This is a genomic window from Methylobacterium sp. GC_Met_3, assembly GCF_026540775.1.
Classification (GTDB): Bacteria; Pseudomonadota; Alphaproteobacteria; order Rhizobiales; family Beijerinckiaceae; genus Methylobacterium.
Genome location: NZ_JALNUL010000015.1, coordinates 55,716 through 82,482, shown reverse-complemented (window position 1 = coordinate 82,482; position 26,767 = coordinate 55,716). Strand labels below are relative to the sequence as shown.

Sequence of the window (26,767 nt, the reverse complement as noted above, 5' to 3'; positions counted from 1 at the left end):
CGGAGGCCCGCTCGTGAACCCTTCTGCCATCTCTCGCCGTGCCGTGCTGGCCGGCCTCGGCCTCGGTGGTCTCGCGGCCGCCGCGCCGGGCTGGGCTGCCGGCACGGTCACGCTGCCGCTGCCCGGTGGTCCCGACACGCGCGACCTCACGACCGCCTTCCCCGGCAAGGGGTCGATGATCCTGCAGCGCACCCGGCCGCCGCTCCTGGAGACGCCGTTCGACGTGTTCGACCAGGGTGTGTTCACGCCCAACGACCGCTTCTACGTGCGCTGGCATTGGGCCTCGATCCCCACCGACATCGACGCGAACGCCTTCCGGCTGACGGTGCGCGGACATGTCGACCGGGCGCTGTCGCTGTCGCTCGACGCGATCGCCCAGTTGCCGCGCTTCGAGATCGCGGCGGTCAACCAGTGCTCGGGCAATTCCCGTGGCCTGTTCGAGCCGCGGGTGCCCGGGGCGCAGTGGGCCAATGGCTCGATGGGCAACGCGCGCTGGACCGGCGTGCGCCTGAAGGACGTGCTCGACCGCGCCGGGGTGAAGGCGGGGGCCGTGCAGGTGCGCTTCAGCGGCCTCGACGAGCCGGTCGTGGACGACGCGCCGGACTTCAAGAAGTCGCTCGACCTCGACCATGCCCGGGACGGCGAGGTCATGCTCGCCTACGCGATGAACGGTGAGCCGTTGCCGCTGCTCAACGGCTTCCCGCTGCGCCTCGTGGTTCCGGGCTGGTACTCGACTTACTGGGTCAAGATGCTGTCCGACATCGAAGTGCTGGACAAGCCCGACGATCAGTACTGGATGAAGACCGCCTACCGTATTCCGGACGTGCCCGGGGCCAACATCAAGCCCGGCCAGACCGGCTTCAAGACGGTGCCGATCAACCGGATGGTCCCGCGCTCGTTCGTGACCAACCTGCAGGACGGCGCCACGGTCGCTGCCGGCGCACCGGTGGCCGTGCGGGGGATCGCCTTCGGGGGCGATTGCGGGGTGAAGACGGTCGAGATCTCCAGCGACGGCGGCGCGACGTGGACGCCGGCACGGCTCGGGGCCGACGCGGGCCCCTACAGCTTCCGCCGCTTCAAGGGCAGCCTTCCGGCGCTGTCGGCCGGCAGCCACGCCCTCAAGGTCCGCTGCACCAACACGAACGGCCTCGCGCAGCTGATGGACCCGGTCTGGAACGGGGCCGGGTTCATGCAGAACGGTGTCGAGACCGTGTCGCTCCACGTCGCCTGAGGGAGAGAGCCATGTCCACAGCCCGCACCGTATGCCTGCTCGCCGGGCTCGCCCTCACCCCCGCCGCGGCGCTCGCTACCCCGGCGCCCGAGCCGATGCGCTTCACCTCGCAGCGGGTCGAGCTGCCGAGTTCCGACCGGACCTTCCCGGACGGCCCCGGGGCGGAGGCGGTCAACAACAACTGCCTCGCCTGCCACTCGGCCGGGATGGTGCTGACGCAACCCAAACTGTCGCGGGCGCAGTGGACCGAGACCGTCAACAAGATGGTCCACATCTACAAGGCGCCGGTCGACCCAGCCGATATCCAGGCCATCGTCGACTACCTCGCCGCGATGAAGCCGTGAGCGGAGCGTGCCGGGATCGGATCGGTCCCGGCAGGTTGTACCCCCGGTGCCCGAACGTGGAGATTCAGATGTCGAGCTTGGCCGAGCGCAAGGCGCGCCTGATCGTGCACGGGGATGCGCCCTACAACGCCGAGCCGCCGCTCGCCCGGCTGCGCGCGGCCTACCGCACGGCGGCGGACGACTTCTACGTGCGCTCGCACGGCGACCTGCCCGAGATCGACGCGGAGGGCTACCGGCTCACGGTCGACGGGGCGATCCCGATCGCGCTGGAGCTGTCGCTGCACGGATTGCGGTCGCGCTTTCCCCAGGTCACCGTGACCGCCACGATGCAGTGCGCGGGCAACCGCCGCGCCGACATGCGGGCGGTGGCGCCGGTCTCCGGCGATCCCTGGTACGGGGGCGCGATCGGCACCGCCGACTGGACCGGGGTGCGGCTGGGCGACGTCCTGCGCGCGGCCGGGATCACCGAGGGCGCGGACCTGCATGTCGCCTTCGCGTGTCACGACCTGGTCGACGGGCATCCCTACGGCGCCTCGATCCCGCTCGCCAAGGCGCTCGCCCCGGAGACCCTGCTGGCCTTCGCGATGAACGGTGCGCCGTTGCTGCCCGAACACGGCTTCCCGCTGCGCGCCGTCGTGCCGGGCTTTGCCGGGGTGCGCAGCCCGAAATGGCTGACGCGCATCACCGTGCAGGATCACCCGTCCGACAACCCGATCCAGGCCGACGACTACAAGCTGTTCCCGGCCGACGTCACCGCGGCGACGGCAGACCCCGCCAAGGGGCACACCATCAACACCATGCCGCTCAACGCGGTGATCTGTGCGCCGGCGCGGGGCGCGAGCCTGAAGGCCGGGGTCCAGTGCATCACCGGCTATGCCGTTTCGGGCGATCGCGCGGTGGTTCGCGTTGATGTCTCGGGCGATGGCGGCCGAACCTGGGCGCAAGCCGCGCTCGAGCATGATGCGACCGCGCCCTTCGCCTGGACGTTCTGGTCGATCGACCTCGATCTACCGGCGGGCGAGCATGAACTGGCGGTGCGCGCGTGGGACGAGGCCGGTCAGACCCAGCCGGCCGCTCCCGACGACACTTGGAACTACAAGGGCTATCTCGGCGCATCGTGGCACCGCGTGCGCGTCACCGTGGACTGAGCGCGTTCCAATGCGCCAGAGCCATGACCCGGAGGGGCCAGTCCGGCAGCGCCTCGGCGAATGAGCGCCGCTCACGGCTTGGCCGCCTGGATCAAGCCGAGCAGAGGGCATCGGCGGCCCGGCTGCGATAGCGCTCCTTGTGGCGCAGCATCCGGAAGGTCCGGGTCGGCAGCGGGAACGGCGCCGCGACCAGCACACAAGCGGCGAGCTTGCCCGCCACGACGGCCTCCGACAGGACGCTCGCCCCCGCGCCGGCCTCGACCGCGGCGAGAACGGCCTCGTTCGAGGGCAGCTCCAGCGCGACCGAGAGCTCCCGGAGCGGAACGCCGGCCGCCGTGAGCGCAGCCTCGAAGACGGAGCGCGTGCCGGATCCTTCCTCGCGAAGCACCCAGGGGTGAGCCGCGAGATCGGCCGCCATGCGTGCGCCTGCGGCGGCGAACGGGTGGCTCGGCGGCACGACGAGGACGAGGCGATCCTGCGCGACCGCCGTGCTCGCCAGAGCGGGATCGTCGATCTCACCTTCGACGAAACCGAGTTCGGCCGCGCCCTCGTTGACCGCCCGCGCCACCTCGGCGGTATTGCCCACCGCGAGGCGGACCGTGATCTCCGGGTAGGCGGCCGGAACGCGACGAGATGGCGGGGCAGCCAATGGCTGGCGATGGTCTGGCCGGCATGGACGCGCAGGCTCCCGCGCCGCAACCCGCTGAGGTCGGCCAGCACCTGCTCGGCCGCCTCGGCGCAGGCGAGCACGGCTCGGGCTTCCCCGAGGAAGATACGTCCGGCATCCGTCAGCTCGATGCCGCGGCCCACCCGGTGGAACAGCTTGACCGCATGCCGCCCCTCCAGTCCGGACACAGCGGCGCTGACCGCCGACTGGACGATGTTGAGCGCCTCGGCCGCGCGTGTGACGTGCCGGCGTTCGGCGACCGCCACGAAGATGCGCAACTGATCGTGGGTCATCGACGGGCTCGGCGGCAGAGAGGACGCTGCGAGCGTATCATGCCTCGGCTAAGCTTCGGGCGGCGGCCGCGCGTACGCTTGTCCCGCATACCGGCTCGAAAGCGGATCCGCAGCTTTCAACTAGATTCTGTCGCTGCGGATCGCTCATGGAGCGTCTGAGACGTCTGGAAAGCGGCCACGCCGTATCGGCGGCGCGGGTCGGTTACCGCTTATGCTCGGACAACACGTGCGCGACGATCGCGTTGGTGTGACCGTGGCCTAGTCATGCTCTGCTTTCAGCATGGAGATCAGGTCCATATGCTTTGCGGGAAGGCGTGTCCGGACCAGCTGCTGCCATTCGCCGATCGGACGCCCGTACGTCTTCTCGATGGACGGAAAATACGATGCAGGGCCTTTGGCGGAGTCGGTCGGCATGCGGAGCATCTTTCACAGCAGGCGATCGGCGCCAGCTTCGCCGCGCATCGCGCCGACCGCAACCCTGACGCAAGAACCATTACGGTAGGCCCGCTGATGCCCGCGCAAGGGCCGAAGGCGCCCGTCCGCTTCCGCGGCGGATCTACTCCGAAGCAGCCGTTCAAGACGAGGAGCCGCAGGCCCTCGCGCGCGACCTGAACGATGCCGTCGGCCAGGGCCTTGCTGCACCGGGGCACGTGCCGCAGCGATCAAACTGGCTGCGCCCCCGGCGCGGGAGGATCTTCGCGGTGACGCTCAGGGCATCGAGAGCTTAGGCAGGATTGCGGAGGGCGTTGGCAGCCATGAGGCAGGCGACAGCCCCCGCATGCCTCCCCGCGGGCCCGGTCGTCGCAGGTGGCATGAGACTCATGGCTGGCCAGCGCGCGCTCAATGACGCGCGCGCCGGGAAGCACCCTCACGCATTCAGGGTCGGAGCCCGGTGATCAGGCTGGCCTGGATGCGCGCCGACAAATGTCCTGTGCGCGCTCAATCAGTCCCGCACGACCACCTTGGTGCCGACGCGGACCCGGTCGTAGAGATCGACCACATCCTTGTTGGTCATGCGGATGCAGCCGGAGGAGACCGCCGCGCCCATGGTCTCGGGCTCGTTCGAGCCATGGATCCGGTAGAGCGAGGAGCCGAGATAGAGGGCGCGGGCGCCCAGCGGGTTGTCCTGGCCGCCGGCCATGTAGCGCGGCAGGTCCGGGCGGCGGGCCAGCATCTGCTGCGGCGGGCGCCAAGCCGGCCATTCCTTCTTCATCGTCACGGTCTTGGTGCCTGACCAAGAGAAGCCCTGACGGCCCACGCCGACGCCGTAGCGGATCGCCTCGCTGTTGCCGAGAATGTAGTAGAGCCGGCGTTGGCGGGTGGAGATCACGATGGTGCCGGGCTTCTCGGTGCTGTTCCAGCCGATCGTCTCGCGCGGGATCGCCTGGCTGCGGAAGACGTTCAGGAAATCCGCGAGCGGCCCGCTGTCCATCGGGCCGGCGGAAGCAGGCGTGCCCCCCAGCAGGGCGCCCGCGAGCGCCAGCATCGCGATCCGTTTCGACATGGTCTCCATCTCCTCCCCTGGTCGCGGCTTGCGCCTTGGCGTCGGCCGCGCGGTCATGGGCCGAACCCGGCCCCGACTTCGCGGCAAGGTTGAGGCCGGGTTGCAGGGGAGGGCGCTTCCGGGCGTGACCGTTGCGTTCGTGCAACAGGGTCCGGTCGGCGCGACGCCATGGGTGATTGAACCCAGCGACGGCCATGCTTATCTCATGTTCGTGATCCGATCCGCCGCCCTCCTGGCCCGCCGCATCGCGGGCCCGCCGGACCGCCTCGCGCGGGGCCTCGCCGTGCTGGCGCTGCTCGTCCTTGCGACGGTGGCGTGCCTCACCGCGCCTGCCCGAGCCGAGGTCATGCGCGCCGAAGGGCCGGCCTGCACCGTCACGGGCGCCCGGATGGCGGTCCTGTCGGGCGCACCGGAGTCACAGCCTGAGGCTGAGCATTCGACATTCGGCCGCACCGACCTCTGCGCCGCCGACAGTGAGATCCTCACGGAGCTGAGCCTGCCGCACCCCCCGGTTGAGGCGCCGCGGCCCCGCCACACCATCTCCGCATCGTTCGATTACAGGTCCGATAGCGTGCCGGCCGCCGCGCCGGACGGTTCGCCGCACCGGCCCCCACGCTCGGCCTGACGCGCGCCCTAGCCTCCACGGCCGGCGAGCCCGCCTGACCTGATCTCCGCCCGGCCGGTCGCATGACCGGTCCCGAGATCCGACTCGACGATGCGCGGGCCCATGCCCCGCGCCAGCCTCAGCAGACGCATGCTTTCAGGAGCGTCGGTAATCGTGACCCGCACTTTGTCCGCCAGAACCCTGTCCCCGTTCCGCGCACCGGCTGTCCTGCTGCTGCTCGGCCTCGCGGCCTGCAACCCGAAGCAGGCCGCCGCGCCGACGCCGCCCGTGCCGGAGGTCGGCTTCGTCAAAGTGGAGCCACAGGCGATTCCCTATCTGCGCGACCTGCCCGGTCGCGTCGCGCCGATGCGGATCGCCGAGGTCCGCTCCCGGGTCTCCGGCCTCGTGGTCAAGCGCCTGTTCGAGCAGGGCAGCATGGTCAAGGAAGGTGATATTCTCTACAAAATCGACCCCGCGCCCTACGAGGTCGAGCTTGCCAGCGCGGAGGCGGCGTTGGCCCGCCAGGAGGCCGCCCTGGTGCTCGCCCGCCAGCAGGCCGACCGGTTGGAGCAGCTGCTCTCCCGCGCCACGGCGAGCCAGGCTCAGTACGACGCTGCCTACGCGGGCAAGAAGCAGGCCGAGGCCGAGGTGGCCGGCGCCAAGGCGAGCCGCCAGAAGGCGCAGCTCAACCTTGACTGGACCGACGTGCGCGCGCCGATCACCGGCCGCATCGGCCGGGCGCTGCTCACGGAGGGCACGCTGATCGAGCCCGGCGCCATGGGGGCGCTCGCCACGATCCAGCAGCTCGACCCGATCTACGTCGACATCACCCAGTCGGTCGGCGAGTTGAACCGCCTGCGCCGGGACCTCGCCAGCGGCGAGCTGGCGCGGCTGGAGGACAACACCGCCAACGTCCACCTGATCATGGACGACAATTCCCTCTACCCGCTGGCCGGCCGCCTGCTGTTCTCGGACGTCACCGCCGATCCGAGCACCGGACAGGTGACCCTGCGGGTGCAGTTCCCGAACCCGCACGACGAGCTGTTCCCCGGCATGTATGTCCGGGCGCGGATCAAGCAGGGCATCGATTCCGACGCCATCGCGGTGCCGCAGCAGGCGATTCAGCGCACCGATGACGGCCGCGCCGAGGTCTGGATCGTGCGTGCCGACGAGACCGTGATGCGCCAGCCCGTCGAGGTCGGGCCGGTGGTCGGCCAGAACTGGCTGATCCGCTCGGGCCTCAAGGCGGGCGAGCGCGTCGTGATCGACGGGTTCCAGAAGATCACCGTGGGCGCCAAGGTGAAGCCCCTCGACCAGAGTCCGGTCCATGGCGAGACCGGGCCGAAGCACGATGCCGACGAGGCACCCGACGTGCAGGGTGACCAGAGTTCTCGCGACAAGGCGGAGGCCGCCCCGCGGGCCGCTGCCGCCCAGCAGCGCCACTGAGCCCGGGAGACCCCGACCATGGCCCGCTTCTTCATCGACCGCCCGGTCTTCGCCTGGGTGGTGGCGTTGTTCATCTGCCTCGGCGGCGCGCTCGCCATCCCGAACCTGCCGGTGGCGCAGTATCCGGTGATCGCGCCGCCCTCCATCGCGTTGTCGACGGCCTATCCGGGGGCCTCGGTCGAGAGCCTCTACATCGGCACGACCCGGCTCATCGAGGATGAGCTGAACGGCGCCGCCAACATCATGAGCTTCGAGTCGACCACCGACTCGTTCGGCTCGGTCAACATCACCGCCACCTTCCAGCCCGGCACCGACCCGGCTCTGGCCTCCGTGGAGGTCCAGAACCGGCTGAAGCGCGTGGAAGCCCGCCTTCCGGCCGAGGTGCGCCAGCAGGGCATCCTGGTGGAGGAGGCCTCGGCCGCCACCCTCAACATCATCACCCTCGTCTCCAGGGACGGGTCGATGGACGAGGTCGGCCTCGGCGACTTCCTGATCCGCAACGTCATCAACGAGATCCGCCGCATCCCCGGGGTCGGCCGCGCGACGCTCTACTCGACGGAGCGGTCGCTGCGGGTCTGGGTCGATCCCGACAAGCTGCGCGGCCTGTCGCTCAGCGCCTCGGACGTGACCGATGCGATCCGCAACCAGAACGTCCAGGTCGCCTCCGGCTCGGTCGGCGCGCAGCCAAGCCCGACCCGGCAGGCGCTCACCGTGCCGATCATCGTGAAGGGCCAGCTCGGCACCATCGAGGATTTCGGGGCGGTCGTGCTTCGGGCCAATTCCGACGGCTCGAACGTGCGCCTGCGCGACGTCGCGCGGATCGAACTCGGCGGCGACGCCTACCAGTTCTCCACGCGCCTCAACGGCGGCCCGGCCGCCGGCATCTCGGTGACGCTCGCCCCCGACGGCAACGCGCTGGAGACCGCCAAGGCCATCCGCGCCAAGATGGTGGAACTGTCCCAGTTCTTCCCGCCGGACCTGAAGTGGGACATCCCGTACGACATCACCCCGGCGGTGGAAGCCTCCATCGAGAAGGTGCTGCACACGCTGGTCGAAGCGGTGGTGCTGGTCTTCCTCGTGATGTTCCTGTTTCTGCAGAACATCCGCTACACCCTGATCCCCACCATCGTGGTGCCGATCGCCCTCATGGGCACCGTCACGGTGATGTGGATCTCGGGCTTCTCGGTGAACGTGCTCACCATGTTCGGCATGGTGCTGGCCATCGGCATCCTGGTCGACGACGCCATCGTGGTGGTGGAGAACGTCGAGCGGATCATGAACGAGGAGGGGCTGCCCCCCAAGGAGGCCACCAAGAAGGCCATGGGGCAGATCACCGGGGCGATCATCGGCATCACCCTGGTGCTGGTGGCGGTGTTCATCCCGATGGCGTTCTTCCCCGGCTCGGTCGGCATCATCTACCGGCAGTTCTCGATCGCGATGGTGACCTCCATCGGCTTCTCGGCGCTGCTGGCCCTGTCGCTGACGCCGGCACTCTGCGCGACCTTCCTGAAGCCGATCGAGAAGGGCCACGGCCATGCCAAGGGCGGCGTGTTCGGGATGTTCAACCGGTTTGTCGATAGGGAGACCGCCCGCTACGGCCGCGGCACCGCGGCGTTCATCCGCAAGTCCGGCCGGGTGATGCTGGTCTACCTCGCGCTGGTGGCGGGGACCGCTTACGCCTTCGTCCAGCTGCCGGAGGGCTTCCTGCCGGTGGAGGACCAGGGCTTCTTCACGGTCGACATCCAGACGCCGCCCGGCGCCTCCTACAACCGCACCCAGGAGGCGGTGCGCAAGGTCGAGGAGTACCTGCTGGCGCAGCCGGGCGTCGCCACCGTGACGATGCTGAACGGCTTCTCGTTCTCGGGCCAGGCGCCCAGCACCAGTCAGGCCTTCGTGACCCTCAAGCCCTGGGGCGAGCGCGACGCCAAGAACTCTGCCGCCGCGCTGGTGGCCGCCACCAATACGGCGCTCAGCACCTACCGCGACGCCACCGTGGACGCCCAGGAACCACCCCCGGTGGACAACCTCGGCAACGCGGCGGGCTTCTCGTTCCGCCTTCAGGACCGGGCCAATCGCGGCTACGCGGCTCTGCTGTCGGCCCAGGAGCAACTCCTGAAGCTGGCGACGCAGAGCCCGATCCTCCAGAAGGTGAAGATCGAGGGCCTGCCGCCGACCCCGCAGGCGGAACTGGTCATCGACCGCGAGAAGGCGGCCGCGCTCGGCGTGAAGTTCGAGGACATCAACGCCACGATCCAGCTCAACCTCGGCTCGGTCTACCCGAACGACTTCCCCAACCGGGGCAAGATGCAGCGGGTCTACGTGCAGGCCGAGCAGCTCCAGCGTATGACCGCGTCGGACATCCTCAACTACGCGGTGAAGAACGCCACCAACACGATGGTGCCGATGTCGTCCTTTGCGGAGCTGAAATGGGGCATGGGGCCGAGCCAGATCGTCGGCTTCAACGGCTATCAGTCGGTGCGCTTCACCGGCGAGCCGAACCCCGGCTACACGTCGGGCGACGCCATCGCCGAGATGGAGCGGCTGATGCTCCAATTGCCCAAGGGTTTCGGCTACGCCTGGACGGGTCAGTCCTATCAGGAGAAGCAGGCCGGCAGCCAGGCGAGCCTGCTGCTGGCGCTGTCGGTGCTGATCGTGTTCCTGTGCCTCGCCGCGCTCTACGAGAGCTGGGCGATCCCGGTCTCGGTGATGCTGGTGATTCCGCTCGGCGTCATCGGCGCGGTGGCGGCCGTGTACCTGCGCGGCATGCCCAACGACGTCTACTTCAAGATCGGGCTGATCACGATCATCGGGCTCTCGGCCAAGAACGCGATCCTGATCGTGGAATTCGCGCGTGACCTCTGGAGGCCCGGAACCTCGGTGGTGCGGGCGGCGATCGACGCGGCGACCCTCCGGTTCCGGCCAATCGTGATGACGTCGCTCGCCTTCATCTTCGGCGTGGTGCCGCTGGCCATCGCGACCGGTGCCGCCTCGAAGAGCCAGCAGGCGATCGGCACCGGCGTGATGGGCGGCATGATCACCGCTACCGTGCTGGCGGTGTTCTTCGTGCCGGTGTTTTTCGTGGTTGTCATGCGCTTGTTCCGGCGCAAGGCCGTGGCGGAGGGGGAGGCGGCGGAAGCCGAGACGCGTCCCGAGCCGGCGCGGGTGGCGGCCGAGTGAGCGGCGCCGTTCGCGTCGTGGTTTATGCAAGGCGCGACAGGCCCCCTCTCCCGTGCGGGAGAGGGTTGGGGTGAGGGACGAGAAGTCTCAGGATCGAGCGCACCCTTGAAGCGCCGACAGGTCGCGCCCTCTTCAGGAAGACCTGATCCCTCACCCTGTCCCTCTCCCGCACGGGAGAGGGGACCCGCGCTCGATCCTCGACCGTAAATCTCTGACACGCCTCCGAGACCGCGGGAATTGGCCCCTCAACCAGTACCTCTGGTCCGAACCTTGCTGTGGGCGCAGCGGTCGCGCCGTTTGCCGACGCGCGGTGCCGGGGCTAAGCCTAACCACCGCTTCCGCGGAACGGCCTGCGCTCAACTTTCACGGTTCCGGAGATCCGCTTGTCCCGCTCAGCCCTGAAGACCCTCGCCCGCGGCGTGTCCGTGGGTGCGGTCGCGACCCTGGCGTTCGCGCTGCCCGCGCAGGCCGCCAACGTGTTCCGCTTCGCCTTCCAGGGCGATCTGAAATCGCTGGATCCGTACTCCCTCAAGGAAAGCTTCACGGAAGGGATGCAGCAGGCGGCCTACGAGTCCCTCGTTACCCTCGACAAGAACCTGAAATTCGCCCCCGGCCTCGCAGAATCCTGGGAGACCCCCGAGCCGACCCGCTGGCGCTTCCACCTGCGAAAGAACGTCAAGTTCCACGACGGCTCGCCCTTTACCGCCGACGACGTGCTCTTCTCCGCTCAGCGGGTCCGGGCCTCCGGCTCGAACTTCACCACCAACGTCCCCTCCGACGCCGAATTCGTGAAGGTCGACGACTTCACCGTCGACATGGTGCTGAAGAAGCCGAACCCCATCGCCATCGCCCAGTTCCCGACCTGGCTGATCATGTCGAAGGCGTGGTCCGAGAAGAACGGCGTCGTCCAGCCGACGGCGCCCAACGCCACCAGCCCGAGCTACGCCACCCTGCATGAGAACGGCACCGGCCCGTTCGTGATCGCCGAGCACCAGCCCGGCGTGAAGACCGTGTTCAAGAAGTTCGATGGCTACTGGGGCAAGGTCGAGTCGAACCTCGACGAGGCGATCCTCACCACCATCGCCAATCCGGCGACGCGCGTCGCCGCGCTGCTCTCCGGCGAGGTCGACTGGATCGATCCCGTGCCGCTGCAGGACCAGCAGCGGGTCAATGCCAGCGGCACCGCCATCGTGATGGCCGGGCCTGAGCTGCGCACGATCTTCCTCGGCATGGACCAGGATCGGGACGAGCTGAAGGATTCGAGCGTCAAGGGCAAGAACCCGTTCAAGGACATCAAGGTGCGCGAGGCCTTCTACCTCGCCATCGACGAGGAGACGATCGCCAAGCGCGTCATGCGCGGGCAGGCGGTGCCCTCCGCGCTGATGATCGCCCCGGCGCTCTACGACCGCGGCGCCGAGTTCAAGCGCCCGGCCACCGACCTCAAGAAGGCCAAGGAGCTGATGACCCAGGCCGGCTATCCGGACGGGTTCTCGCTCACCATGGATTGCCCGAACGACCGCTACGTCAACGACGAGGCGATCTGTCAGGCGGTGGTCTCGATGCTCGCCCGCATCAACGTCAAGGTGAATCTCAACGCCCAGCCGAAGGCCAAGTACTTCGCCAAGGTTCTGGCGCCGAACTACGACACCTCGTTCTACCTGCTCGGCTGGACGCCGTCCTCGCTCGACAGCCACAACATCCTCTACGAGATCGTCGGCTGCCGGAAGCCCGGTGACAAGTCGGGCCGGGGCAGCTGGAACCTCGCGGGCTATTGCGACCCGAAGATCGACGAGATCGCCGACAAGGTCGAATCCGAGACCGACAAGACCAAGCGCGACGCGCTGATCAAGGACGGCTTCGACGTCCTCAATACCGATTGGGGCTACATCCCGCTGCACCAGCAGGCGCTGGCCTGGGGCGTCTCCAAGAAGGTCCACCTGACCCAGCGCGCCGACAACCTGCTCCTGCTCTACTGGGTGTCGAAGGACCCGCAGTAGGAGCCGGGCGTGCTCGCCTTCCTGCTGCGGCGGGTGATCCAGGCGGCCGCGGTCCTCGCGGTCGTCGGGCTCATCGCCTTCGCGATGTTCCGGTTCGCGGGCGATCCCGTGAACCAGATCGTCGGCCCCGACACCACCGTGGCCGAGCGAGCCGAGATCCGCAAAAGTCTCGGCCTCGAGGATCCGGTGCTGGTCCAGTTCGCCCGCTATGCCGGCAACGTGGTGCGGGGCCAGTTCGGCATCTCGTACCAGTTCCGGCAGCCGGTCTCGCAGCTCCTGGCCGAGCGCATGCCGGCGACGCTGGAGCTCGCCTTCTGCGCCACGGTGTTCGCCCTAGTGGTGGGCATCCTGATGGGCGTGTACTGCGCGCTCTTCCGGGATTCCTGGCTCGCCGGGCTGTTCCAGGCGGTCTCGCTGATCGGGATCAGCCTGCCGACCTTCCTGATCGGCATCCTGCTGATCTACCTGTTCTCGGTGACGCTGGGCTGGCTGCCCTCCTACGGGCGCGGCGACACGGTGCGGCTCGGCTGGTGGACCACCGGATTCCTGACCGCCTCCGGGCTCAAGGCGCTGATCCTGCCCTCGGTGACGCTCGGCTTGTTCCAGATGACGCTGATCATGCGGCTGGTCCGCGCCGAGATGCTGGAGGTGCTGCGCACCGACTACATCCGCTTCGCCCGCGCCCGGGGTCTCACCACCCGGGCCGTCCACCTGCGCCACGCCCTGAAGAACACGCTGGTGCCGGTGATCACCATCGCGGGGCTGCAGCTTGGCTCGGTCATCGCCTTCTCGATCATCACCGAGACGGTGTTCCAGTGGCCCGGCATGGGCCTGCTGTTCGTCCAGGCCGTGCAGAACGTCGATATCCCGATCATGTCCGCGTATCTGCTGCTGGTCGCGCTGATCTTCGTGACCATCAATCTCGTGGTCGACATCCTCTACACGGTGGTGGACCCGCGCCTGCGGCTCTCCACCGGGCGGGCGGCATGAGAGGCGACCGATGAGCGGATACGACCTCGACGCGGGCGATGCCCCGCCGGTCCCATTGCCGGAGGCGAAGCGCTCCCGGCTCGCCCGCTGGCGCGATTCCGACCTGCTGGCGAACTTCCTGCGCTCGAAGACCGCCATGGTGGCGCTGATCGCCACGGTTCTGATGGTCGGCCTCGCCTTCGCGGCGCCGCTGATCGCCCCCCAGAACCCCTACGACCCGGCCCAGCTCGACCTGATCAACTCCAACCTGCCGCCGATCTGGCAGGCGGACGGTCAGGCGCCCTACTATCTCGGCACCGACGACCAGGGCCGGGACGTGCTCTCGGCGGTGCTGTACGGCCTGCGGCTGTCGCTGATCGTCGGCGTCCTCGGCGTGCTGACCTCCGGGGTGCTCGGCATCGCGCTCGGCCTGATCGCCGGCTACGCGGGCGGGGCCGTCGACACGCTGATCATGCGGGTCGCCGACGTGCAGCTCACCTTTCCGGCGATCCTGATCGCCCTGGTGGTGGACGGTGTCGCCAAGGCGAGCTTCGGCAGCGCACTGGATGTCGGGCCCTTGATCGGGCTGATCGTGGTGTCGATCGGCCTGTCCTTCTGGGTACAGTACGCCCGCACCGTGCGCTCCTCCGTGATGGTCGAGAAGGGCAAGGATTACGTCCAGGCGGCCCGGCTGATCGGCCTGTCGCCGCCGGTGATCCTGGTGCGCCACGTCCTGCCCAACGTCACCGGGCCGGTCTTCGTGATCGCGACGATCAATCTCGCGCTCGCGATCATCACTGAGGCGACGCTGTCGTTCCTCGGCACGGGTCTGCCCGAGACCATGCCGTCGCTCGGCACCCTGATCCGCACCGGCAACCGGTTCCTGTTCTCCGGCGAGTGGTGGATCGTCGCCTTCCCGGGCGTGGCGCTCGCCGGGCTGGTCATCGCCATCAACCTCCTGGGGGATTGGCTGCGCGACGCGCTCAATCCGAAGCTGCAATGACCGAAACCATCCTCTCCGTGCGCGACCTCACGGTCGCGTTCGACACCCGCCGCGGGCCGCTCACCGCCATCGACCGGGTGTCGTTCGACATCGGCCGGGGTGAGATCCTGGGCGTCGTCGGCGAGTCCGGGGCCGGCAAGTCGGTGACCGGCTCGGCGGTGATCGGGCTGATCGACCGCCCCGGCCGGATCGCCGGCGGCGAGATTCTTTTGCGCGGCGAGCGCATCGACAACCTGTCCCCGGAGGCGATGCGGCGGGTGCGGGGCCGGCGCATCGGCATGATCTTCCAGGATCCGCTGACCTCGCTCGATCCGCTGTTCCGGGTCGGCGACCAGATCGTCGAGACCCTGCGCACCCACACCAGTCTGTCGGCGAAGGCCGCCCGCACCCGCGCCATCGACCTCCTGGCCGAGGTCGGCATCCCGGCGCCTGAACGGCGGATCGACGGCTACCCGCACGAATTCTCCGGCGGCATGCGCCAGCGGGTGGTGATCGCGCTCGCGCTCGCCGCCGAGCCGGAGCTGATCATCGCCGACGAGCCGACCACGGCGCTGGACGTCTCGGTCCAGGCCCAGATCATCACGCTGCTCAAGCGCCTCTGCCGCGAGCATGGCACCGCCGTGATGCTGGTGACCCACGACATGGGCGTCATCGCCGAGGCCGCCGACCGGGTCGCGGTGATGTATGCCGGGCGGGTCGCCGAGATCGGCCCGGTCGCCTCGGTGATCGCCAAGCCCCACCACCCCTACGCGGTCGGCCTGATGGGGGCGATCCCGACCCTGTCGCAGGAGGCGGACCGGCTGAGCCAGATCCCCGGCTCGATGCCCCGGCTCACCGCCATCCCGCAGGGCTGCGCCTTCAACCCGCGCTGCCCGAAGGTGTTTGCCCGCTGCCGCGTCGAGCGGCCCGAGCCGATCCCGGTCGATGCCAGCCGGGTCGCCTGTCACCTGTACGATGCAGCGGAGCGCGCAGCGTGAGCGCCTACGTCGAAGTCACCGACCTGCGCCGCCGGTTCGACGTCTCGAAACCCTGGCTCAACCGGGTGATCGAGCGCGAACCGCGGAAATTCCTCACGGCGGTGGACCGGGTCGGCTTCACGATCGAGAAGGGCGAGACCTTCGCGATCGTGGGCGAATCCGGTTCCGGCAAGTCGACGGTCGCCCGGATGGTGGTCGGCCTGCTGCCGCCCTCGGCCGGCGAGGTGACGATCACCGGCGTGTCGATGACCGATCCGCGCCAGGCCGCGGCCCGGCGGCGCCTGCGCGCGCGGATCCAGATGATCTTCCAGGACCCCTACGCGTCCATGAACCCGCGCTGGCGGGTGGGGAAGATCATCGCGGAGCCGATCCGCGCCTTCAACCTGATCCAGGGGGAGGGGGCGATCCGCGCCCGGGTCGGCGAGTTGCTCGGCCTCGTCGGGCTCCACGCGGACGATTCGAACAAATACCCGCACGAATTCTCCGGCGGGCAGCGCCAGCGGGTGGCGATCGCCCGGGCGCTGGCGAGCCAAGCCGAGTTCCTGGTGGGCGACGAGCCAACCTCGGCGCTCGACGTGTCGGTACAGGCCCAGATCCTCAACCTGATGCGCGACCTGCAGGATCGGCTGGGGCTGACCTATCTGTTCATCTCCCACAACCTCGCCGTGGTCCGCCACATGGCGACCCGGGTGGGGGTGATGTATCTCGGCCGCCTCGTGGAGGTCGCCACCGCGAAAGACCTGTTCGCGGCGCCCCGCCATCCCTACACGCGGATGCTCCTCGACGCGGTGCCCGACCTCGCCCATGTCGGCCGCGCCCGGGTGCCGGTCTCCGGCGAGATCCCGAACCCGATCGATCCGCCGCCGGGCTGCACCTTCAACCCGCGCTGCCCGCTGGCCAACGACCGCTGCCGCACCGAGGTGCCGGCGCTGCTCGACGGCGTTGCCTGCCACGCCGTGCACGAGGGGCGGGCCTGACGGGGCGCGGTCACGCGTCGCGCCACTCCGAAAACGTCGCCGCCTGCCCAACGGGCACGCCGTCACGCTCGAGCTGCCAGACCACCGCGCGCTCGATCCAGAAGCGCCGCCCGTCCTTGGCGATGCGCAGGCCGCGGTAGCCGCGGGTGAATCCGTCCCGGGTCACGGCGTCGAGCAGCCGCTGGCGCTCGGCCCGCTCGGGCGCCTCGGCCGAGAGCCGCGAGGGCAGGCCGACGAGTTCCTCCCGGCTGTATCCGAAGCAGGCCTGTGCGGCCCGGTTGGCGTAGACGAAGCGCGGATCCGCGCCGCCGTCATGCGCCAGGACCGCGAACGGCGCCTGCCCGTAGAGCCACGCCGCGTCCGCACCTTCGGGCACAAGTGGCGTGCCCAGGCGCCGCGCGTAGCTGTCGGTGAGCACGGCGAAGAAGTCCGGGTCGTGCGAGAGGTCGGTCATGGCGTGCCGAAAAGGGAGCGGCCCAAGCGGCCGCGGATCATGCGGATGCAGTCAGACCCGGTTCGATCGCAGCGTGCAACGGCGATCCGCAACTGCGGCTGCTGACAAATACGCTTTCGTGAATACATCAAATGCATCCCAGATATTTTGCTGCCGCACTCGTCTCCAGAATTATTATAGACTATAAACTAGTTCAATAATCGTATTGATCTCTGATTTAGAATGTATCTCGTATTGGTTGGGCGGGTTGACGAACTTGCATCGGTGACGTTATAGCCCCATCAGTATCGGTGCTGCGACGGTCAGATCACTGAGGTTCCGTGGGCGCGGTTCATGGTGTTCAAAAAGATCATGGTCGAGCCGGGATTGATTTTATGCCGGTCTCGACCCGGGCGCTTCTCTTTCCACGCTCTTGAGCCGATCCGAGGGCCGGCGGCCGGCTTCAGGGTGTTCATAGTCTCGTCGTCATGAAGTCCGGAATACCATCCTCGAAGCGGCATCGCGCGTGCGCGAGTCGCCGAGCCGGGGCCGCCGTTCAAGCTCCGGGTTACGGCTGCCAAAATCCGCTGGATGGAGGCGGCGGTTCCGCGATGGCACGTCCGAAACACAGGCGATCGACAGGTGGGATGCATGGATCCTGAAGGATCCCGGGATCGAGCCCGGGACCTCGGCCCAGTCAGTCGTTCGGCCGCTGCGGATTCTTGCGATCGCCGTTCAGAAGGGCGGCACCGGCAAGACGACGCTGGCCGCCTCCCTGGCGGTGGCCGCCGCGGAGGCGGGCGAGCGCGTGGCCGCGCTCGATCTCGATCCGCAGAACTCCCTGGCTGGCTGGGGTGCTCTCCGGACGGAGCGATCCGTCGCCGTCGATCGGGTCCAGCCCTGGGAGATCGGGCAGCTCCCGGCGATCCTGGACCAACTGGCCGAGCAGGGCACGACGCTCGCCGTCCTCGACACCGCCGGCAGCGCCGCGGGGCTGGCGCCGGCCCTGAAGTCAGCCGATTTCGCGCTGCTGCCGGTGCGGCCCTCGCGGCTCGACATCGTGGCGGCGCGCCCGACGCTCAAGGCGCTGGTCGATCTCGGCCTGCGCGGGCGGCTGGCCCTCGTGCTGAACCAGTGCCCGCCGCTGCCCTCGCCCCGCACCAGCGCCTATGCCGAGCAGCTGCACGGACTGGGCGTGCTGGCCGAGCCGAGCATCATCCACCGGGTCGACCACCAGGACGCCCTGGCGACCGGCCTCGGTGTCACGGAATACGCCCCCGGTGGCCCGGCCGCCGAGGAGATCCGGGCCCTGTGGGCCTGGATCGACGCGAAGATGCGGGCGACGGCGCACTGAGGCCTCAGCGCTGGCCGAGGGCCGCGAGGATCCGCGCCCAGGAGCGCGTGCCCTTGTGGAAGCTCGTCAGATCGTACTTCTCGTTGGGCGAGTGGATCCGGTCATCGTCGAGCCCGAAGCCGATCAGCAGGGTCTCGCGTCCGAGGATCCGCTTGAAATCGCCCACGATCGGGATCGAGCCGCCGGCCCCCACGGTGACGGCCGGCACGCCCCATTCCTCGGCGAGCGCGGCCTTGGCGGCCCCGAGCTGCGGCATGTCGAACGGCAGGGTGATCGCCCGCGAACCCTTGTAGGTGATGACCTCGACCCGGCAATCGGCCGGGATCCGTGCCCGCACGAAGGCCTCGAACGCCTCGGCCAGCCGCTTCGGGTCCTGATCGTCCACGAGGCGGAACGAGACCTTGGCCGAGGCCGTGGAGGCGATCACCGTCTTGGTGCCTTCGCCCGTGTAGCCGCCGATGATGCCGTTGGCGTCGCAGGAGGGGCGCGACTGCACCAGCTCGATCGGCATCCGCCCGCGCTCGCCCGCGGGCTCCTTGAGGCCGATCGGGCCGAGCAGCGTCTCGGGCGTCAGGCCGAGGCCGCGCCACTGCTCCAGAACCTCGGGCGGACGCTCGTGGACGCCTTCGTAGAAGCCTGGGAGGGTCACCCGCCCGTCGTCATCGTGTAGGTCGGCGATGATCTTGGACAGCACGTGGATCGGATTGCGCGCCGCCCCGCCGAAGAAGCCCGAATGCAGGTCGCGATCAGCGCAGGTCACGATGACCTCGAAATAGGCAAGGCCGCGCAGCGACGAGGTGATGGCCGGGGTGGTGCGGTTCCACATGCCGGTGTCGCAGACCAGCACCACGTCGCAGCCGAGTCTTTCTCGATTGGCCGCGACCCATTCGGGCAGGCCCTGCGATCCGCTCTCCTCCGCGCCCTCGATCAGGATGGTGACGCCGCAGGGCAACTCGCCGTTCATCGCGATGGTGGCCCGGCACGCCTCCACGAAGGTCATCACCTGCCCCTTGTCGTCGGAGGCGCCACGCCCGACGATCTTTTTTCCGCCCTGCCCGTCGTCGGCGATGTGCGGCTCGAAGGGCGGCGTCGTCCAGAGGTCGAGGGGATCGACCGGCTGCACGTCGTAATGGCCGTAGAACAGGACGTGCGGCGCCCCGGGCTTCGGCTTGTGAGCCAGCACCACCGGGTGGAGCGAGGTCTCCTCCACGGAGGTCTCGAAGCCCAGCGCCGTGAGATCCTGGGCCAGCCAGGCGGCGGCCTCCCGGCACGGGCCGGCGAAGGACGGATCGGTGGAGATCGACGGGATCCGCAGGAAGGCGAACAGCCGCTCCAGGGCGTTCTCCAGATCGGCGTCGATGTCGTTGAGGATCGCGTCGAGCGCGGCCATCGGGGGCTCCGGGGTTTGTTCGCAGCACGAGGGTTAGCCGAGGCGGGGCAGGGGCGGCAATGTCGGGCGGCGGATGGATTGGCTCTGGAGCCGCTGCACGGCGCGTCTCGTGCTGGATCCGGGTCGCATTCCGCTGTCGCTGCATGCGCCCGCGAGAGGGCGCCGCGCTTCATGTTGCACTGTCCCCTTTCCCGGGCAGGTGAAGCGAAGCGGAGCCTGATCCGAGATCCAGCACACGAATCCGCAGCCACAGCCGTCCGATCCGAGACCGAGAATCGCTGCCCCGGAACGGGCGCGGATTGGAACGGTTGTCGAGAGAGCCCGCCGCCCCGCACCGTGGACACGCCATGCGCCTTGAGAACCAGCCGCCCGTGTCGGCGGATACGCCCATTGGCATCACGCTCACGATCAACGGGCAGCGGCGCGAGCTTCAAGTCGCCCCATGGACTACGTTGCTCGACCTTCTGCGCGAACGGCTCGACCTGACCGGCACCAAGAAGGGTTGCGACCACGGACAGTGTGGCGCCTGCACGGTTCTGGTGAATGGCACCCGGGTCAATTCCTGCCTGACCCTCGCCGTGATGAAGGACGGCGCCGAGATCACCACGGTGGAAGGCCTCGCCGGCCTCGGCGACCGGGCAGGCAGCAACGCCCTCCACCCGATCCAGGAGGCGTTCATCGAGCACGATGCCTTCCAGTGCGGCTACTGCACCCCGGGCCAGCTCTGCTCGTCGGTCGGCCTGATGAACGAGGGCCATGCCCATACGCGCGATGAGATCCGCGAAGCGATGAGCGGCAACATCTGCCGCTGCGGGGCCTACACCAACATCGTCGACGCCATCGAGGACGTCATGCAGGGAGGCGCCCGATGAACCGCTTCGATTACGTCCGCGCAGGCACGGTGGCGGAGGCGGTGCAGGCCTTCGGGGCCGGGGCCCGGTTCATCGCGGGCGGCACCAACCTGATCGACCTGATGAAGTACGACGTCGAGAAGCCGGGCCGGCTGATCGACATCACCCGCCTGCCCCTCGACAAGATCGAGGCTCACGGGAACGGCCTGCGGATCGGGGCGCTCGCCACAAACGCCAAGGTGGCCTACGACGACCGCGTCGCGGAGCGCTATCCGCTGCTGCGCAACGCCATCCTGGCCGGCGCTTCGGCGCAGCTGCGCAACGCGGCCTCCACCGGAGGCAACCTGCTCCAGCGCACCCGCTGCTACTACTTTTACGACACGGCCACCGCCTGCAACAAGCGCGAGCCCGGCTCCGGCTGCCCGGCAATCGGCGGGATGAACCGCATCCACGCGATCTTCGGGACGAGCAAGAACTGCATCGCCACGCATCCCTCCGACATGTGCATCGCGCTGGCCGCCCTGGAGGCCACCGTGCAGGTGAGCGGGCCGCAGGGCGACCGCTCGATCCCGTTCTCGGAGTTCCACCGCCTGCCGGGCGACACGCCGGAGACCGACACCAACCTCGCCCCCGGCGAGATCATCGTCGCGGTCGACCTGCCGGAGAGCCGCTTCCCGCAGCACTACACCTACCTGAAGCTGCGCGATCGCCTGTCCTACGCCTTCGCGCTGGTCTCGGTGGCGGCGGCCTTGGAGCTCGACGGCGACACGATGAAGACTGCGCGCCTCGCGCTCGGCGGCGTCGCCCACAAACCCTGGCGCAACCGCGAGGCCGAGGCCCTGCTCGAAGGCAAGCCCGCCACGCGCGAGAGCTTCCAAGCGGCGGCCGACCTGATCGTCTCCGAGGCGCAGCCCCAGTCGGAGAACGGCTTCAAGATCGATCTCGCCCGGCGGGCCATCGTGCGCGGCCTCGAACAGGCCGCTGCCGGCACGCCCCAGTCGCTCAGCGACAAGCGCATCCAGTAGGCCCGCCATGACCGACACCGCAAGCCCCCAGACCTTCAGCTCCACCGGCCGCGACACCTTCGTGGGCACCCCGCGCAGCCGCATCGACGGCCCCGCCAAGGTCACCGGCCTCGCCAAATACGCGGGCGAGTTCGCCGCCCCCGGCCTCGCCTATGGGTACGTGGTATCGAGCGCCATCGCCAAGGGCCGGATCGTGTCGATCGACGCGACCAAGGCCGAGGCAGTGCCGGGCGTCCTCAAGGTGCTCACCCACGAAAACCGGCCGCGCACCGCGTGGCGGGACAAGAACTTCCAGGATCAGGTGGCGCCCCCCGGCTCGCCGTTCCGCGCGCTCTACGACGACCTGATCGCGTTCAGCGGCCAGCCGGTCGCCCTGGTGGTGGCCGAGGATTTCGAAACGGCGCGCTACGCCGCATCACTGGTCCACGTGACCTACGCGGCGCAGGAGCCGGGGACCGACCTGGGGGCCCTGCGCGGCACCGCCTACGACCCGCCGGGCAAGCGCCAGGGCATCAAGCCGCCGCCGAAGCCCTGGGGCGACGCCGACGCGGCTTTCGACAGCGCACCGGTCCGCGTGCAGGGCGCCTACAGCCTCGCCGACGAGCACCACAACCCGATGGAGCCGCACGCCTCCACCGTCGTTGTGGAGCAGGACGGGACCTACACGGTCTACGACAAGATCCAGGGCGTCTCGAACAGCCACCAGTATCTCACCAACGTGTTCGGCCTGAAGCCCGATCAGGTGCGGGTGCTCAACCCCTATCTCGGCGGCGGCTTCGGCTCGGGCCTGCGCCCGCAATACCAGCTGTTCCTGGCGATGCTGGCCGCGCAGGAGCTCAAGCGCTCCGTCCGCGTGACCCTGACCCGCGACCAGATGTGGAGCTTCACCTACCGGTCCGAGGCGCTGCAGACGATCGCGCTCGGCGCCGAGCCAGACGGAACCCTGACGGCTCTGCGGCACGACGCCGTCCAGGGCACCTCGCAGTACGAGGATTACCAGGAGGTCGTCGTCAACTGGTCGGGCGTCCTGTACAAATGCGACAACGTCGCCCTGGGCTACCGGCTGGTGAAGCTCGACACGCCGACCCCGGGCGACATGCGCGCGCCTGGCGCGGTCACCGGCGTGTTCGCCATCGAAACCGCCATGGATGAACTCGCCTACGCGACCGGCATGGACCCGATCGCGCTGCGGCTGAAGAACTACGCCGAATCCGACGCCACCGCCGAGGGCAAGCCGTTCGGCTCGAAGGAGCTGCGGCGCTGCTTCGCGCTCGGCGCCGAGCGCTTCGGCTGGGCGAAGCGCAAGCCCGAGCCGCGCACCACCCGCGAGGGACGGGAGTTGGTCGGCTGGGGCGTGGCCACCGGCATCTGGGAATCGATGATGATGCAGTCGAGCGCCATCGCGACCCTGACGCCGGACGGCCGCCTGACGGTCGGCAACTCCACCGGCGACATCGGCACCGGCACCTACACGATCCTGACCCAGATCGCTGCCGATACCCTCGGCCTGCCGATGGAGTCGGTCACCACCAAGCTCGGCGACACCCGCCTGCCCGAGGCCCCGGTCGCAGGCGGTTCATGGACGGCGGCCTCCTCGGGCACCGCCGTGATGAAGGCCTGCCGCAAGGTCGGCGAACAGGTGTTCAAGCTCGCCCGCGCGATGGAGAACTCGCCGCTCGCCAATGTCGATTTCGACCGGGCGGTGTTCGCGGACGGCCGCATTTCGGTCGCGGGCGATCCCGGTCGCAGTGTTGCCCTGGTGGAGGTGCTGCAGGCGGCAGGCGTCGACAAGGTCGAGGCGGTCGAGGAGGCTGGCCCGGACAAGGACTTCAATCAGGCCTACGAGGCCTACACCCATTCTGCCATCTTCGCCGAGGTGAAGGTCGACGAAGAGTTGGGGCAGGTCCGGGTGACCCGCATCGTCTCGGCGATCGCGGCCGGCAAGATCCTGAACCCGAAGACGGCGCGCAGCCAGATCCTCGGCGGCGTGGTGATGGGGATCGGCTCGGCGCTGGAGGAGGAGTCGATGCTCGACCACCGGATTGGCCGGTTCATGAACCACAATCTCGGCGAGTACCATGTGCCGGTGAACGCCGATATCTACGACATCGACGTGATCTTCGTGGACGAGGAAGACAAGGCGAACCCGCTGGGCGTGAAGGGCCTCGGCGAGATCGGCATCGTCGGCACCGCGGCGGCGATCACCAACGCGGTGTTCCACGCCACCGGCAAGCGGGTGCGCCACTTGCCGATCACGGTCGACAAGCTGCTGTGAGGAGCGGGGTTGGAGCCGCTTCGTGGCACGTTGTAGGCTGGGTCTCAGATCAGGTTCCGCTGACGCTCAACCTATCCGGGAAAGGGCGGCGCAAAATGAATTGCGGCGCCTTCTCCCAGGCGCATGCAGGATCAGCTGAATGCGACTCGGGACCCGGCGCAAGGACACGCCGCACAGCGGCGCTCTCTGAAAACCCGTGAGCCACCTGCTGCAATCCTGGCGCTTCTGGGCGCTCGCCGCCGCAGGGTTCGCGGCGCTCACCGCGATCCTCGCCAAGCTCGGCGTGTCGGGCGTCCCGTCGGATGTTGCGACCTTCGTGCGCACGGCGGTCATCTTGATCTTCGCCGGCCTGATCGTGGTCGCCTCCGGGCAGGTGAGTGGGCTTGCGCAGATTTCTGGCCGCAGCCTCGTGTTCCTGATCCTGTCCGGGCTCGCCACCGGAGCGTCATGGCTCTGCTATTTCCGGGCGCTGTCGCTGGGCGATGCCGCCCGGGTCGCGCCGCTGGACAAGCTCAGCGTCGTGCTGGTGGCGATCCTCGGGACGAGCCTGCTCGGCGAAACGCTCAGCCTCGCCGCCTGGACCGGCGTCGCTCTGATCGCCGCCGGAGCCGCCCTTGTCGCCTCCGGCTGGTGACGTCGCACACCGATCCGTTAACCCGACCGGCGCATTCTGGCGGTGCCTCGTGCAAGGGGACCGCCATGGATTGGCTCTACCGCGGCTTCGAGACGTCGCTCCTCGGTCTCGCCCTATGTCTCGGCCTCGCGGCCTGCCTGACGCTGGGCACCGACAGGCCGCCAAGCGGCGCGCTCGCGATCACGCTGCCGATGCTGACGGTGACCGCCCCCGCGCCCTGAAGCGATCCGTCAGGCGCCGCCCCGCGCGGCGCGGAACATGAAGCCCCGAGCTTCTTCATCCATCTCGGCCTTGAACGTGTGGCGACCCTTCAACGCTTCCGCCGCCTGGGCAGCCGGCCGGGCGTTGATCGCGTCGAGAAGGCGCTTCACGTTGGGCAGGTCCTTGAAGGCCCCCTCGCCGAGCACGAACGGCACCATCCGGGCCCAGCCCCACACCGCCATGTCGACGATCGTGTAGGTCTCGCCCAGCACGTAAGCGCGGTCCTTCAGCCGCTGGTCGAGGACGCCCCAATGGCGGCGCGCCTCGTAGGTGTAGCGCTCGGTGGCGTAGGCGCCGCCATCCCGCGCGAAGTGGCGGAAATGCACGCACTGACCCGAGAACGGCCCGATGCCGGTGGCCACGAACATCAGCCAGGAGAGCATCTCGCCCCGCGCCGGCTCGCCCCCGGGCAGGAACAGCCCGGTCTTGCCCGCGAGGTAGAGCAGGATCGCGTTCGAATCGAACACCGTCACGTCGCCGTCGACGATCGCCGGCACCTTCCCGTTCGGGTTGATCGCCGAATAGCCGGGGTCGAAATGCTCGCCCTTGCGGGTATCCACCGGCACCGTCTCGTAGGGGAGGCCCATCTCCTCGAGACAGAGGGCGACCTTCATGGGGTTGGGGCTGAGATTGTAGAAGAATCGAATCACGGCGCTCTCCCTGAACGATCCCGGAAGGATGTCCGAGGCCGCGCGCTGCACAAGCCGCAACCGCGCAGGGCGGCTATTCGGTCACGATCTTGTAGCTGTGGCCCGGCACCAGCGCGGCGCCGCGTTCCAGCCCGTTGAGGACGAGGAACCGGTCGAGCGCCCGGTCGGGCACCGCCATGCGGCGGGCGAGTTCCTCGGCGCTGGTCGAGGCCGCCTGGACCACCTGCAGATGCAGGGGGCGCAGCACCGCCTCATCCGGGGAAATTGCCCCGAGGGTCTCGGTCCAGCGGCGGAAGGCCGGGTCGGGATCGGTCGCGCCCTTGGCAGCCATGATCATCCGGTAGGTCGAATCGCCGATCCGGATCGCCGCGAGGCGGAAGGTCCATTCCTTGCCCCGCGACAGCGCGAAGGCGGCCGGGTGGCCGGCCACCTCCCGGGTCTCGAAGCCCGCCGGATCGAACGCGTCGTTCCAGCTCGCCTTCAGCACGGTGTCGAGGGGCTGGCCGTCCTTGGCTTCGATCTGGTCGAACAGCAGGCGGCGGTTGCCGTCCGTGGTCGTGCCGAGGACCGCCGAGCGGGTGTTCTCGACGGCGAACCCGTCCGGCACCTCGAACGCGATGCCCAGCCCCGGATGGATGAAGCGGTGCCCCCGCACGGCCCCGTCGTGCGGGTTGTCGCCGTAGGCGAGTCCGTCCACCGCGGCGAGGTAGGCGGCCCGGTCGTCGGTGCCAATGCCCGGCGCGCCGATGCGGCGGGCCGCGCGGGTGACCTGGGTGATGCGCTCGGCCGTGCCCGGATGGGTCGCCAGCATGTCGGGCTCGGTGGCGCTGTTCGCCTTCAGCCCCGTCGAGCGGTTGAGGGCGGTCAGGAAGCGGCCGGCCGCGAACGGATCGTAGCCGGCCTTGGCCAGCGTGCGCACGCCGGTGGCGTCGGCTTCCAGCTCCTGCTCCCGGGAGAATCGGGCCAGCGCGAAGCGCGACTGGCTCTGAAGCTGCGCGCCGGTATCGGGATCGTTCAGCACGTCCCGCACGACCCGGCTGACAAGCGCCGAGCGCAGTTCCAGCTCGCTGCGGGCTGTGGCGTGGTTGAGGGTCACGTGCGCCATTTCGTGCGCCAGCACGGCCGCCACCTCCGAGGTGTCGCTCGCCAGCGCCACGAGCCCGCGGGTGGCATAGAGCCGCCCGTTCGGCAGCGCGAAAGCGTTGACCACCGGCGAATCGAGCAGCGTCACCACGTAGCTCTGGTCGGGCCGGTCGCTCGCCTTCACGAGGCGGTCGGTTACCTCCGTGAGCATCCGCGTCACGTTGGGCGCGCGGGCCTCGCCTCCGAAGGAGGCCACGAGCTTGAGATGGTCGGCGTCTGAGACGCGCTCGCGACCCGTCGTGCGTGGCGCCTCCACGGGGACCCGCACCACCGCCGGCTGAATGGTCGCCGCGGTCTGGTCGGCCACGCAGGCACCCAGCAGAATGCTGAACGCCACGGCTGCAGCACAGGGTGCCGCCGCCTTGCGCGGGAAACATCCCGCCACCCGAAATCCCCCCGTGATCCCGCCCATCG

23 protein-coding genes and 2 pseudogenes are annotated in these 26,767 nt (G+C 69.0%); 17 read left to right on the top strand and 8 right to left on the bottom strand.

The window, feature by feature from the left end; all coding sequences use genetic code 11:
* Positions 1 to 13 precede the first annotated feature (13 nt).
* The 3 genes from OXS27_RS18320 to OXS27_RS18310 all read left to right on the top strand — a co-directional run bounded on the left by OXS27_RS18320 (position 14) and on the right by OXS27_RS18310 (position 2,723).
* Positions 14 to 1,231, top strand: coding sequence for a molybdopterin-dependent oxidoreductase (locus OXS27_RS18320; RefSeq protein WP_267358098.1), 1,218 nt, complete (start codon positions 14 to 16; stop codon positions 1,229 to 1,231).
* An 11-nt stretch (positions 1,232 to 1,242) separates the two neighbouring features.
* Positions 1,243 to 1,575 carry a cytochrome c gene (locus OXS27_RS18315; protein ID WP_243921931.1) on the top strand — a complete coding sequence of 111 codons (333 nt, stop codon included), beginning with the start codon at positions 1,243 to 1,245 and terminating at the stop codon, positions 1,573 to 1,575.
* A 68-nt stretch (positions 1,576 to 1,643) separates the two neighbouring features.
* The gene (locus OXS27_RS18310) at positions 1,644 to 2,723 is read left to right on the top strand and encodes a molybdopterin-dependent oxidoreductase (protein ID WP_267358095.1); all 1,080 of its coding nucleotides are present in this window, start codon (positions 1,644 to 1,646) and stop codon (positions 2,721 to 2,723) included.
* A 91-nt stretch (positions 2,724 to 2,814) separates the two neighbouring features.
* On the opposite strand, the pseudogene OXS27_RS18305 reads toward OXS27_RS18310, so the two are convergent.
* From OXS27_RS18305 to OXS27_RS18295, 3 genes and pseudogenes are all read right to left on the bottom strand, one after another.
* Positions 2,815 to 3,683, bottom strand: a pseudogene (locus tag OXS27_RS18305) (LysR substrate-binding domain-containing protein).
* Between the two features lie 202 nt (positions 3,684 to 3,885).
* Positions 3,886 to 4,097: pseudogene (locus tag OXS27_RS18300) on the bottom strand (DUF4287 domain-containing protein).
* 529 nt (positions 4,098 to 4,626) lie between these two features.
* Positions 4,627 to 5,187 (bottom strand): L,D-transpeptidase, encoded by a 561-nt coding sequence (locus OXS27_RS18295; protein WP_243921935.1) that lies wholly within the window; start codon positions 5,185 to 5,187, stop codon positions 4,627 to 4,629.
* A gap of 172 nt (positions 5,188 to 5,359) precedes the next feature.
* On the opposite strand from OXS27_RS18295, the gene OXS27_RS18290 reads away from it, so the two are divergent.
* The 8 genes from OXS27_RS18290 to OXS27_RS18255 all read left to right on the top strand — a co-directional run bounded on the left by OXS27_RS18290 (position 5,360) and on the right by OXS27_RS18255 (position 16,337).
* A complete protein-coding gene (locus OXS27_RS18290) occupies positions 5,360 to 5,812 on the top strand; it encodes a hypothetical protein (RefSeq protein ID WP_267358093.1) in 453 nt (150 codons plus the stop codon).
* 153 nt (positions 5,813 to 5,965) lie between these two features.
* Entirely contained in the window at positions 5,966 to 7,237 is a 1,272-nt protein-coding gene (locus tag OXS27_RS18285; protein WP_243921939.1) for an efflux RND transporter periplasmic adaptor subunit, read from the top strand.
* Between the two features lie 18 nt (positions 7,238 to 7,255).
* Positions 7,256 to 10,414 (top strand): multidrug efflux RND transporter permease subunit, encoded by a 3,159-nt coding sequence (locus OXS27_RS18280; protein WP_243921941.1) that lies wholly within the window; start codon positions 7,256 to 7,258, stop codon positions 10,412 to 10,414.
* A gap of 383 nt (positions 10,415 to 10,797) precedes the next feature.
* On the top strand, positions 10,798 to 12,411 hold the full coding sequence (locus OXS27_RS18275; protein WP_243921943.1) for an ABC transporter substrate-binding protein: 1,614 nt from the start codon (positions 10,798 to 10,800) through the stop codon (positions 12,409 to 12,411).
* A 9-nt stretch (positions 12,412 to 12,420) separates the two neighbouring features.
* Complete coding sequence (locus OXS27_RS18270) at positions 12,421 to 13,401, top strand: ABC transporter permease (protein WP_243921945.1); 981 nt, start codon at positions 12,421 to 12,423, stop codon at positions 13,399 to 13,401.
* A 10-nt stretch (positions 13,402 to 13,411) separates the two neighbouring features.
* The gene (locus OXS27_RS18265; RefSeq protein ID WP_267358089.1) at positions 13,412 to 14,383 is read left to right on the top strand and encodes an ABC transporter permease; all 972 of its coding nucleotides are present in this window, start codon (positions 13,412 to 13,414) and stop codon (positions 14,381 to 14,383) included.
* Positions 14,380 to 15,360 (top strand): ABC transporter ATP-binding protein, encoded by a 981-nt coding sequence (locus OXS27_RS18260; protein WP_267358087.1) that lies wholly within the window; start codon positions 14,380 to 14,382, stop codon positions 15,358 to 15,360. Before OXS27_RS18265 ends, OXS27_RS18260 begins: the two co-directional genes overlap by 4 nt.
* Positions 15,357 to 16,337, top strand: coding sequence for an oligopeptide/dipeptide ABC transporter ATP-binding protein (locus tag OXS27_RS18255; RefSeq protein ID WP_267358085.1), 981 nt, complete (start codon positions 15,357 to 15,359; stop codon positions 16,335 to 16,337). Before OXS27_RS18260 ends, OXS27_RS18255 begins: the two co-directional genes overlap by 4 nt.
* Before the next feature lie 10 nt (positions 16,338 to 16,347).
* On the opposite strand, the gene OXS27_RS18250 is transcribed toward OXS27_RS18255, so the two are convergent.
* On the bottom strand, positions 16,348 to 16,791 hold the full coding sequence (locus tag OXS27_RS18250) for an MEKHLA domain-containing protein (RefSeq protein ID WP_267358083.1): 444 nt from the start codon (positions 16,789 to 16,791) through the stop codon (positions 16,348 to 16,350).
* 302 nt (positions 16,792 to 17,093) lie between these two features.
* Positions 17,094 to 17,246, bottom strand: a complete 153-nt coding sequence (locus OXS27_RS18245) for a hypothetical protein (RefSeq protein WP_267358081.1) — start codon at positions 17,244 to 17,246, stop codon at positions 17,094 to 17,096.
* Between the two features lie 50 nt (positions 17,247 to 17,296).
* On the opposite strand from OXS27_RS18245, the gene OXS27_RS18240 reads away from it, so the two are divergent.
* Positions 17,297 to 18,124 (top strand): ParA family protein, encoded by an 828-nt coding sequence (locus tag OXS27_RS18240; protein ID WP_346732996.1) that lies wholly within the window; start codon positions 17,297 to 17,299, stop codon positions 18,122 to 18,124.
* 4 nt (positions 18,125 to 18,128) lie between these two features.
* On the opposite strand, the gene OXS27_RS18235 is transcribed toward OXS27_RS18240, so the two are convergent.
* A complete protein-coding gene (locus tag OXS27_RS18235) occupies positions 18,129 to 19,514 on the bottom strand; it encodes a M20/M25/M40 family metallo-hydrolase (protein ID WP_267358079.1) in 1,386 nt (461 codons plus the stop codon).
* A gap of 347 nt (positions 19,515 to 19,861) precedes the next feature.
* Between OXS27_RS18235 and OXS27_RS18230 the strand changes: the two genes are divergently transcribed.
* The 5 genes from OXS27_RS18230 (at position 19,862) to OXS27_RS18210 (ending at position 24,520) form a co-directional block, all read left to right on the top strand.
* Positions 19,862 to 20,386: a (2Fe-2S)-binding protein gene (locus OXS27_RS18230; RefSeq protein WP_243921960.1), complete on the top strand. Its 525-nt coding sequence runs from the start codon at positions 19,862 to 19,864 to the stop codon at positions 20,384 to 20,386.
* On the top strand, positions 20,383 to 21,390 hold the full coding sequence (locus OXS27_RS18225) for a xanthine dehydrogenase family protein subunit M (protein WP_267358077.1): 1,008 nt from the start codon (positions 20,383 to 20,385) through the stop codon (positions 21,388 to 21,390). Before OXS27_RS18230 ends, OXS27_RS18225 begins: the two co-directional genes overlap by 4 nt.
* A 7-nt stretch (positions 21,391 to 21,397) precedes the next feature.
* Entirely contained in the window at positions 21,398 to 23,665 is a 2,268-nt protein-coding gene (locus tag OXS27_RS18220; protein ID WP_267358075.1) for a xanthine dehydrogenase family protein molybdopterin-binding subunit, read from the top strand.
* A gap of 196 nt (positions 23,666 to 23,861) precedes the next feature.
* Positions 23,862 to 24,299: an EamA family transporter gene (locus OXS27_RS18215; RefSeq protein WP_267358073.1), complete on the top strand. Its 438-nt coding sequence runs from the start codon at positions 23,862 to 23,864 to the stop codon at positions 24,297 to 24,299.
* Positions 24,300 to 24,364: 65 nt separating this feature from the next.
* A complete protein-coding gene (locus OXS27_RS18210) occupies positions 24,365 to 24,520 on the top strand; it encodes a hypothetical protein (protein WP_267358071.1) in 156 nt (51 codons plus the stop codon).
* A gap of 9 nt (positions 24,521 to 24,529) precedes the next feature.
* Here the strand turns inward: OXS27_RS18210 and OXS27_RS18205 are convergent, their stop codons facing one another.
* On the bottom strand, positions 24,530 to 25,210 hold the full coding sequence (locus tag OXS27_RS18205; protein WP_267358069.1) for a glutathione S-transferase family protein: 681 nt from the start codon (positions 25,208 to 25,210) through the stop codon (positions 24,530 to 24,532).
* A gap of 73 nt (positions 25,211 to 25,283) precedes the next feature.
* The gene (locus OXS27_RS18200) at positions 25,284 to 26,765 is read right to left on the bottom strand and encodes a M48 family metalloprotease (RefSeq protein WP_267358068.1); all 1,482 of its coding nucleotides are present in this window, start codon (positions 26,763 to 26,765) and stop codon (positions 25,284 to 25,286) included.
* Positions 26,766 to 26,767 lie beyond the last annotated feature (2 nt).

Excerpts from the sequence above, each read along its gene's own strand:
- OXS27_RS18315 (WP_243921931.1), top strand. The coding sequence starts at position 1,243 with ATGTCCACAGCCCGCACCGTATGCCTGCTCGCCGGGCTCGCCCTCACC.
- OXS27_RS18310 (WP_267358095.1), top strand. The coding sequence starts at position 1,644 with ATGTCGAGCTTGGCCGAGCGCAAGGCGCGCCTGATCGTGCACGGGGAT.
- OXS27_RS18295 (WP_243921935.1), bottom strand. The coding sequence starts at position 5,187 with ATGTCGAAACGGATCGCGATGCTGGCGCTCGCGGGCGCCCTGCTGGGG.
- OXS27_RS18280 (WP_243921941.1), top strand. The coding sequence starts at position 7,256 with ATGGCCCGCTTCTTCATCGACCGCCCGGTCTTCGCCTGGGTGGTGGCG.
- OXS27_RS18265 (WP_267358089.1), top strand. The coding sequence starts at position 13,412 with ATGAGCGGATACGACCTCGACGCGGGCGATGCCCCGCCGGTCCCATTG.
- OXS27_RS18260 (WP_267358087.1), top strand. The coding sequence starts at position 14,380 with ATGACCGAAACCATCCTCTCCGTGCGCGACCTCACGGTCGCGTTCGAC.
- OXS27_RS18250 (WP_267358083.1), bottom strand. The coding sequence starts at position 16,791 with ATGACCGACCTCTCGCACGACCCGGACTTCTTCGCCGTGCTCACCGAC.
- OXS27_RS18245 (WP_267358081.1), bottom strand. The coding sequence starts at position 17,246 with ATGAACACCCTGAAGCCGGCCGCCGGCCCTCGGATCGGCTCAAGAGCG.
- OXS27_RS18235 (WP_267358079.1), bottom strand. The coding sequence starts at position 19,514 with ATGGCCGCGCTCGACGCGATCCTCAACGACATCGACGCCGATCTGGAG.
- OXS27_RS18230 (WP_243921960.1), top strand. The coding sequence starts at position 19,862 with ATGCGCCTTGAGAACCAGCCGCCCGTGTCGGCGGATACGCCCATTGGC.
- OXS27_RS18225 (WP_267358077.1), top strand. The coding sequence starts at position 20,383 with ATGAACCGCTTCGATTACGTCCGCGCAGGCACGGTGGCGGAGGCGGTG.
- OXS27_RS18220 (WP_267358075.1), top strand. The coding sequence starts at position 21,398 with ATGACCGACACCGCAAGCCCCCAGACCTTCAGCTCCACCGGCCGCGAC.
- OXS27_RS18210 (WP_267358071.1), top strand. The coding sequence starts at position 24,365 with ATGGATTGGCTCTACCGCGGCTTCGAGACGTCGCTCCTCGGTCTCGCC.
- OXS27_RS18200 (WP_267358068.1), bottom strand. The coding sequence starts at position 26,765 with ATGGGCGGGATCACGGGGGGATTTCGGGTGGCGGGATGTTTCCCGCGC.